The organism is Microbulbifer sp. ABH2_005 (assembly GCF_056160005.1).
The window spans coordinates 87,223-104,782 of sequence record NZ_JBSWWI010000001.1 but is presented as its reverse complement, the minus strand read 5'-3'; the positions used below and the strand labels follow the sequence as shown (position 1 = coordinate 104,782).

Below are 17,560 nucleotides of genomic sequence, written 5' to 3'. Positions count from 1 at the left end.
AAAGCCCCTTTGGACGGGTGTGCAGTCCCTCTGCCGCCCGTCTTTTAGCGCCGTCGGCTGGTCGATAAAAGGATTGATCCACCCTGGCGCTCACTTCTACAATAGCAACGCCTATTCTATTTCTGTTAGCTCAGTGCCACACGCAACCCCTCGCGTGCCCTGGCCCAAGCCGACATCATATTTTTCATAGCAGGTGTCCCCTTGCGTACTAACGATACCGCCACCACCGGTCTGCTCGCTGGCGTTGCCGCCTTCCTGATTTGGGGGCTGGCTCCGCTCTACTTCAACCAGCTGCAGGGCATCCCCGCGGCAGAAATCCTCGCCCACCGCAGTATATGGTCGCTGGTTCTGGCACTGCTGATTATGCTGTTGTTAGGCAAGCTGCCCACTCTCAAGGCCACGCTGCGCGATGGTAAAAAAGTGCGCACCCTCGCCCTCACTACCACACTGATTGGTGGTAACTGGCTGGTCTTTATCTGGGCTATCAACAACGGCCACCTGCTGGAGAGCAGCCTCGGTTACTACATCAACCCACTGCTCAATATTGTCCTGGGCGTTTTGTTCCTTGGGGAAAAACTGCGACGGCTGCAATGGCTAGCGGTCGCACTTGCAGCCATGGGAATTATTCACGAACTTTGGCAATTCGGCCGGGTGCCGGTAATAGCTCTCTTTTTGGCGGGATCTTTCGCGCTCTATGGGCTTGCGCGCAAACGCGCCCCGGTAGAGAGCCTTACCGGCCTCGCCGTGGAAACCCTGTTTATGATGCCGGTGGCATTGATCTACCTGTTCATGAGCGCAAGTCCCACAAGCAATCTGCTACACAACAACTGGGAGTTGAACAGCCTGCTGCTTTTAGCTGGACCCATTACCCTGGTGCCACTGCTGCTATTTACCATCGCCGCACGGAGGCTCAATTTATCTACCCTCGGCTTCCTGCAATATATCGGGCCCTCGCTGATGCTGGTGGTTGCCACACAGGCATTCGGAGAGCCATTCAGCGAAGGCAAACTCACCACCTTTGTGTTTGTATGGTTAGGCTTGGCACTCTACTCCATCGATGCGTTGGCACAGAGGCGCAAGCTGCACTTGCAGGGTAAGGCGGCGCTCTAGCCAAGACTCTTACAAAAGTTTCACCACTTCATTTATGCGTAAACGGCGGCTAGTGTTAAGGAAAATACGCCGCCATGCTCTGGTGTTGAAACTTCACTATCAATATCCCGTCCTTACCGAGTGGGCAACAGTTGCTCACAACCTCTATCGCCGCCCTTTTAAGCTTTCACTTACTTGGGAATTGAGCTAGTGGGCGTCACCCTTCCCTTCTCCCTGACACGACTTGCTCTTTATTTGGCAATGGGGAAGAGAGAGGGTATTTCTTTTTGGCAAGACCACGCCGAACACCTGAGACTTCTTGCCATCATGCATATCAATAGATTGCTCGCTCCTTGGAACGCTATATCCGCGGTATTGCACCTTCGCGATGAAGCCGCACATGAATAAGCCAAGCAATTTGAACGTGTACGAGGAGTGCTGGAACGGCAGCCTCTAGATACCCGTTTGCGACTACCGCAATTCCAAGTAATACCGTACTTTTTATTTAACACCCTTGCCGATGTGCGTGAACTTGTAGAGCCCTCATCCCGAAGGCACCGGCATTACTGGATAGCTTAATTATCTACTTGCGGGCATCAATGCCAAAACTGGATTCTAACCACAACACAATTTGCCAAAAGCTCTCTTTAGTACAAGCTTATCTGGCTCTAATACAAGTGCATTTGCCCGACTAGCTGCTGCATTCCTTTAATATTGGTTATCCAGTAAAACCCTTACACTGCCGGCACATGGCAAAGAAAGAAATAGCGACAAAAATACAGAAAAACCAAATGGAAGTTTTATAGATCCAAGCATACGCTTGGGTTACCTTAGAAACCAATGATTGGCAAAAAAATGCTAAAAGCTTTCGCCAAACTACTCTTAACAGCTCTTTCCTTTTCAATCACTGCCACTCAGGTGGTAGCAAAACAGCCAGAGTCCCTACGTCACTATCCACCTTATGTCGAAGACGATGGCAAAATGCACATCTACTTCTGCGGTACCGGAACCCCGGACCCTGCCTATCAATGGCTGCGCCATCCAGCCTGCGTGGCAATACGCAGTAGCGGAAAATTATTTCTTGTGGATGCGGGCGAGGGCGCGACTGCTCGCATCGGCCAACTCGGCCTTAACCTGGCGCAAGTGGATCCAATATTTATTACCCACTGGCACTCCGATCACTTTGGTGGCTTAGGAATGGTGATTAATGAGTCCTGGTTTGTGGGCGCCAATAAGCCGATTAACGTCTATGGGCCCTATGGCATTCACAATATCATGGAGGGAATCAAGCAGAGCTTTGGACCAGATATTCTATTTAGGGCGGCCAATAGACAGGGAATACTCGATCCCGTTTTGGCTGTCGCCACTCCTCACTTGGTAAATATCGCCGGAGATCAATCCGACGTTATCCAGGAGGTATGGCAGCATGGAAATACGACGGTATCTGTCTTTGCCGTACATCATGAACCGGTTTTCCCAGCCTTTGGCTATGAGATACGTTTTGGTCCCTGCAAAGTTATTATCACCGGAGATACTCATGTATTCGATGAACTGGAGAATATTGAACGCGGTGCCGATTTATTAATTTCAGAAGCTCTCAGTTATTCGCAATATATCAGTAAACTCAAACAAACCGGAAATAACCGCAGGGCAATCCTGCGCTATGAAAAAGCCAATCAAATCATTCACTATCACTCCAATACACTGGATATTGCCAAGATGGCAACCAAAGCAGGAGTAAAATCTGTTGCCTTGACGCACCTTATCCCCCCTCCAGTGACCGAAGCCGATAAAAAAGGATTTGTTGCCGGCATGAGTCAATACTATTTAGGTCCCATTCGAGTGATGGACGACCTTGATGAAATAATACTCTTCGATATTGGGCGTGGACAATGTAATGTGGAATATCCATCAGACAGTAAGAATAGAAAAATCATTCATAAACCTACAAATAAGAAAGAAACACAAAAAAATCAATCACCAGAGGTTAGAAGATCTAAACTCTAGTCAGCAAATTATATGGGAGCTCCCTATGAAGTGTCTTCAAACTATGATCCTTGTATCCGCTTGTCTAACACTTCCCGTAAGCACTATGGGCGAGGTAGATATTGGTGATGTGACGTTCGAAAAATTAGTAGCTTCGACCAAAGACTGGGAGGGGCATAAACTTCCAGAAATGAAACCTGGTCAACAAGAGCTAACTATTGTTCGCGTAACAATCCCCCCCGGTAAACAAATGCCAGTACACAAACATCCTGTTTTAAATGGCGTGTATATTGAAAATGGCACATTGACCATTGTTCTTCCAGGACAAAAAGAAACACTAACTCTCGGAGAGGGAAAAGCATTTATTGAGGTCACCAATAAATGGCACTATGGACGTAACGATGGCAATGAACCGGTAACTATCATTCTTTTCTACTCTGGACCAGAAGGGGAGCCAACAACTATTTTCAAAAATCCAGAGGAGAAAATAAATTAAGGCAATACAAAAAATTTAGTTGATTTATACATAAGCCTGCCTTACTAACATACTAAGAATAGCCAGCACACTTAAGGCTGGCTGTTCTATCAAAACAGCAACTTTATCCTACTCGATGTAAGGCACAAATCTTATTGCCATCGGGGTCACGCAAATAAGCGATATACAATTTGCCAGCAACACCCTCGCGAATTCCAGGCGGGTCTTCACAGGCAACCCCACCACTGGCAAGACCTGCTTGGTGCCAGGCATCGGCCTCTTCTGTACTCGTCGCACTAAAGCCAATAGTCCCCCCATTGGCGTGGGTTGCAGGCTGGCCATCTATGGGCTTGGAGATAGCAAAGACGCCAGATTTAGTAAAGTAAAAACAGCGTCCTTTATCATCAATAACACCGGGCTCATAACCTAAAGCCCCTAAAATGGCATCATAAAACGCCTTGGACCGCTGCATATCATTAGTTCCAACCATAATATGACTAAACATTACACTCTCCAATTATGTCAGTTTCTCGGCGACAATCTGGCCAATCACATAGTCACAGCTTTAATTGCCTTCTGCAACAACATTCTCAAGCAGCCACCTCAACCAAAGAACCTAGTCTTACTAAGGCCAAAGCGCATTTTATCATTGCATGTCGATATTCATGACTACACTCCTGCACTTTATCACTCTCCCAATAGAGTGACTTATCTTGTTCACATAGACTTCACAATCATTAAATCATTAAATCATTAAATCATTAAATCATTAAATCATTAAATCATTAAATCATTAAATCATTAAATCATTAAATCATTAAATCATTAAATCATTAAATCATTAAATCATTAAATCATTAAATCATTAAATCATTAAATCATTAAATTATTAAATTATTAAATTGTTAAATTATTAAATTATTAAATTATTAAATTATTAAGAAAAGGTAATAATGTTCGAAACTTAGCTCTTATCGCCCACTGATTGTTTGTAGGTGGGAGATAGTAATTTGTGCAGCACTATAATTGTCATCAGAAGTTCATCACCACTTTCCATTAGTTCATCATAAGTGTGGGCGAATTTATCTGGCATGTGTGATATTAATGGAAACCACAAAATTAAATCTAAGCCCAAGTCAAAAACTGCCCGCGGTCATTCTTTCTTTGGCAATTTCTTTTATTACCGCGCCAATACTCACACGGACATTTTCTACATTAAACATGTGCGGTGTTACCTTAAAATATAGGTGGAAATTGGCATAGCAATAATACAACATTAGTAAGCCTCTATTTGATGACCGAAATTACTATCACAGGCTCATTTGCAGAAACATTGAATATGTGGCTACCTAGCCTAGCTTTTATTGAAGTGGAAGAGTAGAAAATTAACTGGAATCAGAGCTTTATGTATATCTATCAAGTGCATACTTAGCTCTGATTACCAAGTGGTTTTTTGATCAAAAAACTATGAATCAACAATACTCATTGCTCCCCCATAAGAGAGAACCTTGCCAATGGCAAACATACTCATCTTTACCTCGAATTGATAAATGCCATTAATCTCATATTCTCTGGCATAGATTTTTGGACTCAATATGCTTGGCAAGGGAATGCCAAAAATCTTGGTCTTCACAAAATGATAAGTAAGTGAGCCGTCAATTTCTACCGGGGTGAAATACATCCTCAACGGCCCCATTTGCTCAAACAATAAGCTTCCCTTCGAGAAGAGGTAAGAATTTAATTTGAGCCCATCAAAATTGCGCATCCATAGGATATTATTGGCAGAGTGATGACACTCCACGCGAAGAGTGCAATTACTATTCTCCTTGGGAAAACTTAAACAGGCCACATATTATCTGTGCAAGTAAAGTTCCCCTTTCGACAGTTACCTCCCCCTCAATCACTTTCTTACCACTGTGCACTTCTCTGATAATAGGAGAAAGCCTTTGGTAGGAGACCCCCATCTTCCTTGAAATAATATTGGTCATTATTACTACTAACTCAATAAAACCATCATGGAAACAATAAAAACGTTTTATTTTATTGTATGAGAATATCGGCGGTAATAAGTATCGCGTAGCAAAGGGAAAATAAGAGACTCTAGCAACTTACTTATTTAACCAGTCATCCATAGCGGCCAGTATCTGATGCCTATAGGGCTGGGTTTCATTGATCATCTGGTGACGGGCACCGCGAATCAATACCCGATGACAGTGCGGAAAACGGTCGCGGATTGCGCGCATATCATAGCGCCAATCGACAGTGGCATCACCGGTACCCTGGACAACCAAAATTTTTCGGGGATTACGCGCAGTTTTAGGGAAGGTCTTGATCCAATCTACCATGGCGCCGAGCCAGCACATGGAAATTACTCTGGATTGCAGAGGATCACGCAACGCCTGACGCCGGGAAAACTCGGCATCGTGGGTATTTATTGTGAACTTGCGGCTGGGTTCGTTAATAAACAACCGCCCCAGATAGTACTTCCATTTCACTATGTGCCAGTTGGCCGGTCGCACCAGAGGAGCCAATAAAAAAATCTTATCCAACGGTTGCCTGCGACTGTACTGCAAATGCGCCAGTAATGCTGCCCCACCAGTACTCTGCCCCAAGGCGTGCCAGGGTTTGGGTAGCTTGTCTTCAGCGATGGATAAAAGGCGGTCAAATACTTGGCGATATTGCAGGAAAGTCTGGATAGCAACTCGCTCGCCACTGGAGAGGCCATGGCCGGGAAAATCGAAAATTACCACATTGAGATTGCGCTCGAGACCGAAGCGAATTGCGGGGCCATAAATACCTGTATGATCGAAATAACCATGACAGATAAACAGCGTACCGCGAGGTTTTTCTACCAGCCAGTACTGGGAAACCAACTCAAAACCCGCCGCTGTGAAAGTGCCAACGCCCGTTTTATAAGAGAGAGGAAAATGTAAATCGTAAAAATTCCGATAATCCTGCATTTCAGTCAGCAGCGGTGCCGTGTCATTGGCAAAGTCGAGCTGCGGCAACTTTTGCCGTAAAGCCGAATAGTCCGGGCGTTGAGTTACCGAGCTGCTTTCGTAAGCGCTGATGTCTTGCAAGGTTTCCATTGAACCAATGGTACTGCATTTTTGCCAGGGAGGAAGAGGCTGGGTGAGTGAACAGTGACTTATGTATTAAAAAGACGGGCACAATGCCCGCCTTTACTACCCACAAGAGAAGTAAGCGCTTACTTAATTTGCGGTTCCAGCTCTCCAGCTGCATAACGCTGGCTCATAGCATCGAGGCTAAGTGGGCGAATCTTGCTGGCTTGGCCGGCGGTGCCAAAGGCCTCGTAACGCGCAACACAGATTTCCTTCATCGCCTGCAAAGCAGCTTTGTAGAATTTGCGCGGATCGAACTCAGAAGGGTTCTCTGCCAAGAAACGGCGGGTGGCGCCGGTGGAGGCTAGACGCAGGTCAGTATCGATATTGACCTTGCGCACGCCGTGCTTGATGCCCTCGCAGATTTGCTCAACCGGCACACCGTAAGTTTCGGGGATTTCACCACCGAATTCATTGATTACCGCCAGCCACTCCTGAGGCACAGAAGAAGAGCCATGCATTACCAGGTGGGTGCCTGGGATACGCGCATGGATTTCCTTGATACGGTCAATAGCGAGGATGTCGCCAGTGGGCGGACGGGTAAACTTATAAGCACCGTGGCTGGTTCCACAGGCAATTGCCAGGGCATCTACCTTAGTTTTTTGTACGAAGTCAGCGGCTTCTTCCGGATCGGTCAACAGCTGATCGTGAGACAGCTTGCCCTCTGCACCAACGCCGTCCTCTTCGCCGGCCATGCCGGTCTCCAGGGAGCCCAGGCAGCCCAGCTCACCCTCAACAGAAACACCACAGGCGTGGGCCATATCCACCGAACGCTGGGTAACATCCACATTGTATTCGTAGGAAGCCGGAGTTTTACCGTCCTCACGCAGGGAGCCGTCCATCATCACGGAGCTGAAACCCAGCTGAATAGAGCGCTGGCACACTGCCGGGCTAGTGCCGTGATCCTGATGCATAACCACTGGAATTTCCGGGAATTCCTCGATAGCGGCCAGGATCAGATGGCGCAGGAAGGGCGCACCTGCGTATTTGCGCGCTCCGGCGGAAGCCTGCACGATTACTGGGGAGTCGGTTTCCTTAGCCGCCTCCATAATCGCGCGCATCTGCTCCAGATTGTTTACGTTAAAGGCCGGTACGCCGTAACCATGCTCCGCGGCATGGTCCAGCAATTGGCGCAGGCTGATAAGAGCCATAATAAATTCCTTTCTCGTCTACTCGTCGTATTTGTAATTTTTTGCTTTTATCGCACTCCGCACTAAGCGGAGTGCATTATTGTGTGCTCAGTCTTCGGCGCGGGATTCAAGGATTGCCACTGCAGGCAGTTTCTTGCCTTCCACATATTCCAGGAAGGCGCCGCCGCCAGTGGAAATATAGGACACTTTGTCGGCAATACCGTATTTATCTACAGCCGCGAGGGTGTCACCACCACCGGCGATAGAGAAAGCATCGCTATTGGCAATAGCCTTGGAAAGATGCTCGGTGCCAGCACCAAACTGATCGAATTCGAATACCCCCACAGGGCCATTCCAAATAATGGTCTTGGCGCCTTTGAGAATCTCTGCCAGTTTTGCAGAAGACTCTGGACCAATATCAAAAATCATATCGTCTTCAGACACAGCATCGGCGGCTTTAGTTTCCGCTGCGGCTGTCTCGCTGAATTCCTTACCGGTGACGACGTCGACGGGTACAGGAATATCGCATTGCTGCATCAGACTCTTGGCGGTATCCACCAGGTCGTGCTCACACAGAGACTTGCCCACCGGTTTACCGCTCGCGGCGAGGAAAGTATTGGCGATACCACCACCCACAATCAGCTGATCTACTTTATCCGCCAAGCTCTCCAGCACGGTGAGTTTGGTAGAGACTTTAGAGCCACCCACAATCGCTACCAGTGGGCGGGCAGGTTCTGCCAGGGCTTTCTCCAGGGCATCCAGTTCTGCTGCCAGCAGAGGACCGGCACAGGCAAGAGGGGCAAACTTCGCCACACCGTGCGTGGAAGCCTGGGCTCGGTGTGCGGTGCCAAAAGCATCCATTACGAATATGTCGCACAGTGCCGCATAGGCCTTAGCCAGCTCTTCGCTGTCTTTTTTCTCGCCGGCATTGAAGCGCACGTTCTCCAGTAACGCCACCTCACCATCGGCTAGCTCGACGCCATTGCGCCACTCCTTGATCAGGGCCACTTCGCGACCAAGCAGTTCGCCCAGATGCGCCGCTACCGGAGCCAGGGAGAATTCCTCTGCATACTCACCCTCTGTAGGGCGGCCCAGGTGAGACATCAGCAGTACTTTGGCTCCAGCATCAATGGCGGCCTGGATAGTGGGGAGCGCCGCGCGAATACGGGCATCAGAAGTTACCCGGCCATCTTTTACCGGTACATTCAGGTCCTCGCGAATTAGTAGGCGCTTACCCGCAAGCTCCAGATCTGTCATCAATTTGACCGCCATTCACCAATCCTCTTCTACTTCGATTAACTGAAAATGTGGGCGCGGAGTATATCAACTGCGCCGCACCGCTGCCGACAGGAAAACAAGGAAAAACATGGCAGATTCACTCATAAGACCGGAAAAGGCAGGGATTCCCCTAGAGACTGTTTGTCCAAAGCACTGCCAGACACCAAACGCCAAACCTGAAACCCCATCCATATAAGCCAGCTACACATACGCCTCGACGTTTTTGGTGGAAAACTTGTACCAAGTACTCAATAAACAGATATGGCTTCAGGTACAGGCTCTCTCCCTGCTGCCAGTAAGCGGTCCTCGAATGCTCCCATTCCGCACTGTAACCTATTGATACGAAAGTTCTTTTCGCTCAAATGCCGCGCCGCTAGAATTCCCGCCCCCTTCAAAAGCACAATTAAACAGAACCCGGCGTATGCCTCAGTAGCGGCGGGTGCACATAAGGAGATTAATTACCGATGGAACAATCCGACAGCGATATGGTTTTTCAAAGTTATGGGCGCTGCTGTAACAATGAGGAATTCTTTAAGGATTTTTATGATCGCTTTATGGGCAGCTCTGCAGATATTCGTAACCTGTTTGCCAATACGGATATGAAGGCTCAGCGCCACCTACTGCGCAACGGCATCATGCAGCTGGTGCTATACGCCCGCGGCATGTCCGATACCAAGCTGCGCGCCCTGGGTAAAAGCCACGACCGAACTGGATACAATATTCGTCCCGAATGGTACCGCCTATGGCTGGATGCACTTATAGCCACCCTGCGCCAGCATGACAGTGAGTTTTCTCCAGAAATTGAAGCCGCCTGGAACCGTGCCATCACGCCGGGAATCGATATTATTCGCCAAGCCTACTAAGCCGCCAGGCTATCGAGAGCTATCTGAAGAGGGAGCCATCTGCGCGTAAACCAACGTGTTTGCCAGACGCTCCCTCGCCCGCTATAAAACCCAGCATTTCCGCTAGAGTATTTGAGAATCTTTAACGGCTTACAATAGACCTATCGCCTGAGTCTTTAATTGTGTCGCACAGGTAGCCTTGCCATAAACTAGCCACCCTAAGAAAGCGATCGTTGATTAATTTTTTCAAAATAATTTAATCATCAGCAGCCCTAGCTAGCGATAGAGCCTTTATTACCAGTTACTCGAAAGCTCCTTAAACACGAGTATTAAATAATTCGACAAGGAAATCTTATGAAAATTGTACGAAGGTACAGCATCCCCCTGACACTAGCATTGGCCATATCCGCTTGTGGGAAAGCGCCATTAGGTGAGAATCGCGAGGCGAACTCTCCTGACCCCACCCTAGCCTCCACAATAAGTACCACAGCCCCACTTTCCATCAATTACGAAAAATTTACCCTGCCGAATGGTCTGCGCGTTATCGTGCATGAAGATCGCAAAGCCCCCATTGTTTCTGTGGGCGTCTGGTATCACGTTGGCTCCAAGGATGAAAAGCCTGGACGCACAGGTTTTGCCCATTTATTTGAGCACTTGATGTTCAATGGCTCGGAAAATTACAACGACGAGTACTTCAAACCTTTTGAACAGGCCGGTGCCACGGGAATGAATGGTACCACTTGGCTGGACCGTACCAATTATTTCGAAACTGTGCCGACTAACGCCTTGGATATGGCCCTTTGGATGGAATCGGACCGTATGGGCCACCTGCTGGGGGTTATCACTCAGGAAAAACTCGATGAGCAACGCGGGGTGGTTCAGAACGAAAAACGCCAAGGGCAAAACCAGCCCTATGGAAAGGTCTGGGAGCGCATGCAAAAGGCGATCTACCCAGCAAACCACCCCTACTCCTGGACTACCATTGGTTCGATGGAAGACCTCAATGCGGCAACTCTTGAGGACGTGCATGAATGGTTCAAACAATACTATGGTGCAGCCAATACCGTGTTAGTTTTGGCTGGCGATATCGATGTGGAAACGGCCAAGGCTAAGGCGAACCATTACTTTGGCGATATCCCCGCTGGACCGCCGTTAGTCAAGAAAAAAGCCTGGATTGCCAAGCGAGAGCAATCCAGCCGCGAGCAAATGTTTGATCGTGTAGCCCAACCCCGTCTTTATAAAGTCTGGAATACACCCAATCTCACCCATGAAGACGCCAATGCTATTGCCCTGGCCGCAGCGGTGCTCGGAGATGGCAAGAATTCACGCCTGTATAAACGCCTGGTTTATAAAGATCAAATCGCCACCAACATCAGTGTTGGCCTGCATGAATTCGAACTTTCTTCCATCTTCCCTATTACCGCAGACGCTAAGCCCGGAGTGGCGCTTGCTGAGGTCGAGGCCGCCATTGAGGAGGAGTTAGAAAAGTTCCTCAGCGAGGGACCAACCCAGGAGGAACTGGCCAGGGTTAATATGAGCGATTATGCCTCAATGGTGCGTAACCTCGAGCAAGTCGGTGGCTGGGGCGGTAAAGGAGTGCTCCTTGCGCGCGGAGAGCTCTATCAGAGCAACCCCAATGCCTACCTGGATGCACTGACTGAAAAACAAAAAATCACCACTCAACAGGTTCGCAAAGCCGCACAGAAATGGCTATCCAGCGGCGATTACAATCTTGAGGTTCTGCCCTTTCCCGAGTATGACGTAGCTAAAAGTGGAGCAGATCGAAGCAAGCTCCCCGAAACAGGTAATTTCCCCAGTGTGCCCTTCCCCAAGTTACAAACTGCCGAACTTTCCAACGGTCTTAAAGTAATTCTGGCTGAACGAAATTCAGTGCCTGTTGTGGATATGCGCCTGCAGTTTGATGCCGGCTATGCCGCAGATCAAGGCAACAAATTGGGCACTTCCAGTTATGCCATGTCCATGCTGAAAGAGGGCACCAGCAAGCTGGATGCCCTGCAAATAAGCGCGAGAGAAGAACTACTGGGTGCGCATATCAGTACAGGGGCTGACATCGACAGTTCTACTGTGCGCCTCAACGCATTGAAGAATAATCTAGATGATTCGGTAGCATTATTCGCCGATATTGTTATGCACCCGGCTTTTTCAAAAGAGGAAATTGAGCGCAAACGAGCGCGCTGGATCGCAGCTATTCAACAAGAAAAGACCCGCCCTGTTCAAATGGCACTGCGCAGCTTGCCGCCATTACTCTATGGAGAGGGCCATGCCTACAGCGTACCGTTTACTGGCTCCGGTACAGAGGCATCTATTGAGTCACTCAATCGCGATGACTTGGTGAACTACCACCAAACCTGGCTTCGCCCAGACAATGCCACCCTTATTGCCGTTGGTGATATCAATCTGGAAGCACTTACACAAAAACTGGAGCAACATTTTGGCGACTGGAGCGCACCAGAAAGCCCGCTGCCCCAGAAAAACCTCGCTCAGGTGGCGCATCCCCAAAAAGCCAGTCTGTACCTGATCAATAAGCCCGACGCAGAGCAAAGCATTATCATTGGTGGCTTACTGGCACCGTCTGAGAAGATTGCCGAGCGCGATGCAATGCATATGATGAATGATATTTTCGGAGGGACATTTACCGCACGCTTGAATATGAACCTGCGCGAAGATAAGCACTGGGCCTACGGTGCCTACTCTTTTTTGACCGGGGCAAAAGGCCAACAACCACTAATGGTTTATGCCCCAGTGCAAACGGATAAAACCAAAGAATCCCTGATGGAATTACAGACTGAGCTACGCAGTTACATAAGTAGCAAACCCGCACGGGAAGAAGAGTTGCAAAAGGTCAAAAACAAAAAGGTCAATGAATTGCCTGGTAGCTTCGAAACTATTAAAGCTGTCGCCAGCGCAGTCTCGAATATGATCACTTACGACCGCCCACTGGATTATATGGATAGCTATACAGACAAAATCCGGGAAGTCAATCTATCAACCATACATAAGTTGTCCCAAGACACCATTAAGCCGGATCAATTTACCTGGGTGATTGTTGGTGATAAAAGGAAAATTGAGAGCGGTCTTCGAGAGCTTAATATTGGCAAAATTATAGAACTCGACATCAATGGCAAACCAATCGAAAAGATAACCCTCAATTAACCCGCGCTTAAAGTAGTTAGACGCAGCAATGCGTCTAACTACTAATTTATGTACAAGCGATCTGAAATTTAAATACTTAAGTAGTATTTTTTATTTTTAAACCCGCCGTAAATAAACGTTTCCAAAAGAAAACCTTTCAACAAAAAAAGCGCCAAGTTTAGCCAACTTAAAAAAAGTGTATTTTTTTATATAAAAAGCTCGTTTTTTATTTCTCAAAAACCAAAAGGTTGTTATTTTTCATGTCGGGGAGGGCGGGATTTACTTCTCGCAAGGATTTTTCCTCTCCAAAAATAAAATAATATCTGTTAAGGAGTAACTCATGAAAAAGGCCCTTTCGATATTTGCCAGCGGTGCCCTGGCTTTTAGCTTCGCAATATCAGCCAGCGCCGAAGACAAGCGCTATATCGTCACATTCAAGGAAGGCAAGGGGGAGGCCGTCAGGTCTCTGGTACAACAAAATGGAGGGCAAAGAGCCCTTGAAATTCGCAACCACAACGCCATGGCCGCACACCTTCCGGCAAAGGCGCTGATGGCACTGCGCAGGAACCCAAACGTTGCCTTTATAGAAGAGGACCTAAAGCGTTATCCCCTGTCCCAGGAGATGCCTTATGGTATACCTATGGTACAGGCAGACCAGCTCAGCGACCTGCAGGCCGGCAACCGCACCGTATGTATCATTGACTCCGGTTACGACCTGGGACACGAAGACCTGTCAGGTAACGCGGTTACCGGTAGCAGCGACCCAGATGGTGCCGGCAACTGGTATGAAGACCAAAATAGCCACGGCACCCATGTAGCTGGCACTATCGCCGCTATGAACAACGACACCGGCGTTGTAGGGGTAATGCCAAACAGCAATATCAATTTGCACATCGTCAAAGTCTTTGGTGCAGACGGATGGGCCTACTCTTCATCGTTGATTGCCGCTGCTGAAGAGTGTGCAGCCAATGGTGCAAACGTGATTAATATGAGCCTCGGTGGCGACAGGGCAAACTTCTTTGAGAGACGCGGCTTCGATAACCTCAACAAGCGTGGCATTCTCTCTGTTGCTGCCGCAGGTAATGATGGCAACACCCGTCATAGCTACCCAGCTTCTTACAACTCCGTTGTCTCCGTAGCAGCGATCGATAGCGATAAAAACATCGCTGGTTTTTCCCAGCAAACCAATCAGGTTGAACTCGCAGGCCCTGGAGTTCAGGTACTTTCCTCTATTCCCACTGGCAGCGGCCAAGCAGCCACTTTGGAAGTAGCCGGCACTGTAGTCGAAGCCGCAGCAATGGCAGGTACCCCCACTGGCGTTATCACTGGAGCCCTGGAAGATTGCGGAACGGCTGAATCTGCTTGCGTCAGCGCAGCAGGAAAAATCTGCCTGATTCAACGCGGCAATATCAGCTTTGCTGAAAAAGTCCTGAATTGTGAAGCCGGTGGCGGTGTCGGAGCGATCATTTACAACAATGTGCCCGGAATGCTTTATGGCACCCATGGTGGCGTGGAGACCCATATTCCTTCCGTGGGTATCTCCGATACCGATGGCAGCACCTTGTTAACTCAACTGGGTGCCAGTGCAACTATCGAAACCGAAGCTAACGATTATGCCTACTTTAACGGTACATCCATGGCGACCCCACATGTTGCTGGCGTTGCTGCTTTAGTTTGGAGCCATTACCCGAACTGCAGTAATTCAGAAATCCGCACTGCCCTGCAGGCTACTGCAGAGGATTTGGGTGATTCGGGCCGAGATAATGCTTATGGCTATGGTTTGGTCCAGGCCAAAGCCGCCTTTGATTACTTGGCAGCCAATGGTTGTACTGGTTCCATGTAATTCTTAGCAGGCCTTTCCTGTTTGGGGGAGCGACTTGCTCCCCCTCAGGCATCAGTTATTCTCAGTGAATAAATATCCTAGCCAAGTATTTAAATTCTAATATTCACTACAAGGCAGGAGAGCATTGATCTCTCAGCTCTTATCTAGCGACCTTGGTTTCAGGTAATAACTGCAATTTCCTTATGCTGCAAGCAGATCAACCTGCAGCCCCATGAATAACTCTTTCCGAGTAAGGTTATCTATTTGTTGCCACACGCCACCAGTCACTTTCTGGGCCTTATACGCTTGACGACGCCTTAGATCCTCAAGCTTGTGTGCTTGTCCTGGGCGGTATCTTCAGTAAATAAATTCGCGTAAAAAGACCCACCAATAAAGACTGAAAATTTAATTATGATTAAACCGTGCTCAACAATAAAAAAGAGCACAAAAATATAGGAAATATTAGGTAGCAGATATTATTAAATGACTGAAAAATTAAAGAAGCTGAAAATTGCTTTCAGCCTCTTGTTATTATTCCTTATTTACCTGCCACCCGTTTTACCTGGTCATTTAGCACTGCATGCTGCATACCTATAGTCCCCAGAGCTTCTACGGGGAGGAAAACCTTGTTATTCGACTCAGCCATTTTATCGAGGACTTCCAGAGTCCTATAGGCTAAGTATTTATCAGTTACTGACTTGGCCAGCAGATCATTGACTTCTTTTTGTCCAATCGCCTTTTCACGGGCAATAGCACGATTCATCTTTTCCCGCTCCAGATCGCGCTCCATTTGGATTTTCTGAATTTGAAATTGTGCTTTTTCCTGCTCTATCAGCTCACGCCGCTCAGCTGCGCGCTCCTTAGCCTGCGTGATGACCTTGGGGAACTGGATATCGGCCAGACCCAGGCGCTTAACCTCAATGGGCGTGCCTTTGAGGGCTTTAGAAACCTCACTAAACAACTCGTGACTGAGGGACTCTCTACTGGAAGCAATCTCATTGATAGAATACTTAGCCACCACACGGCGCACTACATCCCGAATTACCGGCTGAGCATAAGTTCCATAGACACGATTTACCGAAATATTATTATTCTCTGGAGGAATACGGTCGAAGACACTATCAATGGCATCATTGCTGATGGCACCAGTCATGCGAATATCAAAGCTCATATTAAGCTGGTCTTTGGGCATAAAGACCTTGAATTTTTCCAGATGACCAAAATCTGCAATTGTCATTGTGACCAGCCTGTCACAATAGAACATACACATATCCAGGCGAAATTTAGAAGGCGGTACCACTTCGGGCTTATAGCCACTCTCAGTTAATACTTTTCCCACATGCGCAGGCGGTACTTCCACTCGCTCACCACAAGCAGACACTAAAAGAAGAGAGGCCATCAGACCCAAGACTGAAACAAAACGCATTATTAACACCATGCAATGAAAAAAATAAGATATTGCAATTATACATGCACAACAAGACGGAGTAATAAGATGAAAGATGCTACAATCTGTATAAAATTTTTTTATCTTCCTGAAAAATTAAACTTAAATTCAACCTACTGAAATAGAGACATGCAACTGGAATTCATCACCGCAACGCTATTTAATCTCGGCATCAACCTGCTTTACACTATATTAGCCCTTTTTGTTGGAATCGTTGCCTTAATAACTATTGATAAAAAATTACTGCGCACAGTGGATATTGAGGGCGAACTGAAAAACGGCAATATTGCAGTCTCCATCTTTGCTTCCACAATTTTGATTTTTGTTGCCATCATCATTTCTTTTGGCTTAAAAGGATAGAGCTGTGAGCCGATGGATAGCCCCGTTGTTCATTTTCTCTACGTTGTTAATGCTGCCGGAAATTTTCCGCAATACCGTACACAATCCAAGCGTGCGTACTCCAGCAGGTCAGCCCCTTACATCCGCAAGTAGAGCCTATAGTTCTACCAATACTTCCATAATGGATCGCCAGAACGGGGTCGTAAGAGTCACGGGTACCAGTTATCCACTATCCGAGAAAACCATCCAGCAAGTGGTAGCCAAACGCTCCCTGGAGGAGAGCGCCCATGTTTCTATTTGGAACTGGCAGGGGTTAGAGGCCGTCACGGCTTCAGCGCGCGGTTTGGATAAACAGCATCATTTTGCCAATAGCTATCTGGTAGGCTTTAAGCCCTTCCAAACCCGGGAACTTTGGGTACCGCTATATACTCTGGCAATGCAGAAGGAGTATCAGTACGACCACCTGCAGTACGCTGGCCTTTCCGATATATGGCAGACATCCCGCCAAGCTTATTTTCAAAAACGCGGTGACTGTGAAGACCATGCAATCTTACTGGCCGACTGGTTGATTGAACTTGGTGTGGATGCACGAGTGGCATTGGGTACACATAAAGGCCAGGGGCACGCCTGGGTGGTGGCGATAGTGGACAACCAAGAATATCTGCTAGAAGCCACCAGCAAGCGACGTCAGGCCAGCTGGCAGGCGATGCCACTGGCGGCCCTGGCTGAGGGTTATGAAGTGGAATTCCAATTCAATCGCAACTTCTTTTGGGCAAAGCGTAATTCCGCATCCACAAGAAAGTATCGCGGTATTCACTGGATAAAAAAATCCCAGTTTATTCGCAGTTGATCCTGCCTGGGAATTCACCCGGAAATT

The 17,560-nt window shown here is 47.8% G+C and carries 15 protein-coding genes; 9 read left to right on the top strand and 6 right to left on the bottom strand.

The window, feature by feature from the left end; genetic code table 11:
- The first annotated feature begins 201 nt into the window (after positions 1 to 201).
- From rarD to ACXAFI_RS00465, 4 genes are all read left to right on the top strand, one after another.
- Positions 202 to 1,110 carry an EamA family transporter RarD gene (gene rarD, locus ACXAFI_RS00480; protein ID WP_475107245.1) on the top strand — a complete coding sequence of 303 codons (909 nt, stop codon included), beginning with the start codon at positions 202 to 204 and terminating at the stop codon, positions 1,108 to 1,110.
- Between the two features lie 189 nt (positions 1,111 to 1,299).
- On the top strand, positions 1,300 to 1,497 hold the full coding sequence (locus tag ACXAFI_RS00475; RefSeq protein WP_475107244.1) for a hypothetical protein: 198 nt from the start codon (positions 1,300 to 1,302) through the stop codon (positions 1,495 to 1,497).
- A 432-nt stretch (positions 1,498 to 1,929) separates the two neighbouring features.
- A complete protein-coding gene (locus ACXAFI_RS00470; protein WP_475107243.1) occupies positions 1,930 to 3,096 on the top strand; it encodes an MBL fold metallo-hydrolase in 1,167 nt (388 codons plus the stop codon).
- 85 nt (positions 3,097 to 3,181) lie between these two features.
- The gene (locus ACXAFI_RS00465) at positions 3,182 to 3,571 is read left to right on the top strand and encodes a cupin domain-containing protein (RefSeq protein ID WP_475107242.1); all 390 of its coding nucleotides are present in this window, start codon (positions 3,182 to 3,184) and stop codon (positions 3,569 to 3,571) included.
- A 103-nt stretch (positions 3,572 to 3,674) separates the two neighbouring features.
- On the opposite strand, the gene ACXAFI_RS00460 is transcribed toward ACXAFI_RS00465, so the two are convergent.
- From ACXAFI_RS00460 to ACXAFI_RS00440, 5 genes are all read right to left on the bottom strand, one after another.
- Positions 3,675 to 4,055, bottom strand: coding sequence for a VOC family protein (locus ACXAFI_RS00460; RefSeq protein ID WP_475107241.1), 381 nt, complete (start codon positions 4,053 to 4,055; stop codon positions 3,675 to 3,677).
- Between the two features lie 960 nt (positions 4,056 to 5,015).
- Positions 5,016 to 5,399, bottom strand: coding sequence for a DUF4166 domain-containing protein (locus ACXAFI_RS00455; protein WP_475107240.1), 384 nt, complete (start codon positions 5,397 to 5,399; stop codon positions 5,016 to 5,018).
- Between the two features lie 259 nt (positions 5,400 to 5,658).
- Positions 5,659 to 6,639 (bottom strand): alpha/beta hydrolase, encoded by a 981-nt coding sequence (locus tag ACXAFI_RS00450; protein WP_475107239.1) that lies wholly within the window; start codon positions 6,637 to 6,639, stop codon positions 5,659 to 5,661.
- Between the two features lie 119 nt (positions 6,640 to 6,758).
- Positions 6,759 to 7,823, bottom strand: coding sequence for a class II fructose-bisphosphate aldolase (gene fba, locus ACXAFI_RS00445; RefSeq protein ID WP_444920326.1), 1,065 nt, complete (start codon positions 7,821 to 7,823; stop codon positions 6,759 to 6,761).
- A gap of 87 nt (positions 7,824 to 7,910) precedes the next feature.
- Positions 7,911 to 9,074 carry a phosphoglycerate kinase gene (locus ACXAFI_RS00440; protein ID WP_475107238.1) on the bottom strand — a complete coding sequence of 388 codons (1,164 nt, stop codon included), beginning with the start codon at positions 9,072 to 9,074 and terminating at the stop codon, positions 7,911 to 7,913.
- Between the two features lie 470 nt (positions 9,075 to 9,544).
- Between ACXAFI_RS00440 and ACXAFI_RS00435 the strand changes: the two genes are divergently transcribed.
- The 3 genes from ACXAFI_RS00435 (at position 9,545) to ACXAFI_RS00425 (ending at position 14,918) form a co-directional block, all read left to right on the top strand.
- Positions 9,545 to 9,943 carry a globin gene (locus ACXAFI_RS00435; protein WP_152455484.1) on the top strand — a complete coding sequence of 133 codons (399 nt, stop codon included), beginning with the start codon at positions 9,545 to 9,547 and terminating at the stop codon, positions 9,941 to 9,943.
- Between the two features lie 333 nt (positions 9,944 to 10,276).
- The gene (locus tag ACXAFI_RS00430) at positions 10,277 to 13,096 is read left to right on the top strand and encodes a M16 family metallopeptidase (protein ID WP_475107237.1); all 2,820 of its coding nucleotides are present in this window, start codon (positions 10,277 to 10,279) and stop codon (positions 13,094 to 13,096) included.
- A 319-nt stretch (positions 13,097 to 13,415) separates the two neighbouring features.
- On the top strand, positions 13,416 to 14,918 hold the full coding sequence (locus tag ACXAFI_RS00425; protein ID WP_475107236.1) for a S8 family serine peptidase: 1,503 nt from the start codon (positions 13,416 to 13,418) through the stop codon (positions 14,916 to 14,918).
- Positions 14,919 to 15,435: 517 nt separating this feature from the next.
- Here ACXAFI_RS00425 and ACXAFI_RS00420 read toward each other — a convergent pair.
- Complete coding sequence (locus ACXAFI_RS00420) at positions 15,436 to 16,323, bottom strand: SPFH domain-containing protein (protein ID WP_444920330.1); 888 nt, start codon at positions 16,321 to 16,323, stop codon at positions 15,436 to 15,438.
- Positions 16,324 to 16,473: 150 nt separating this feature from the next.
- Between ACXAFI_RS00420 and ACXAFI_RS00415 the strand changes: the two genes are divergently transcribed.
- Positions 16,474 to 16,704, top strand: a complete 231-nt coding sequence (locus tag ACXAFI_RS00415; protein WP_152455492.1) for a DUF350 domain-containing protein — start codon at positions 16,474 to 16,476, stop codon at positions 16,702 to 16,704.
- Positions 16,705 to 16,708: 4 nt separating this feature from the next.
- On the top strand, positions 16,709 to 17,533 hold the full coding sequence (locus tag ACXAFI_RS00410; protein WP_475107235.1) for a transglutaminase domain-containing protein: 825 nt from the start codon (positions 16,709 to 16,711) through the stop codon (positions 17,531 to 17,533).
- The last annotated feature ends 27 nt before the right edge of the window (positions 17,534 to 17,560 follow it).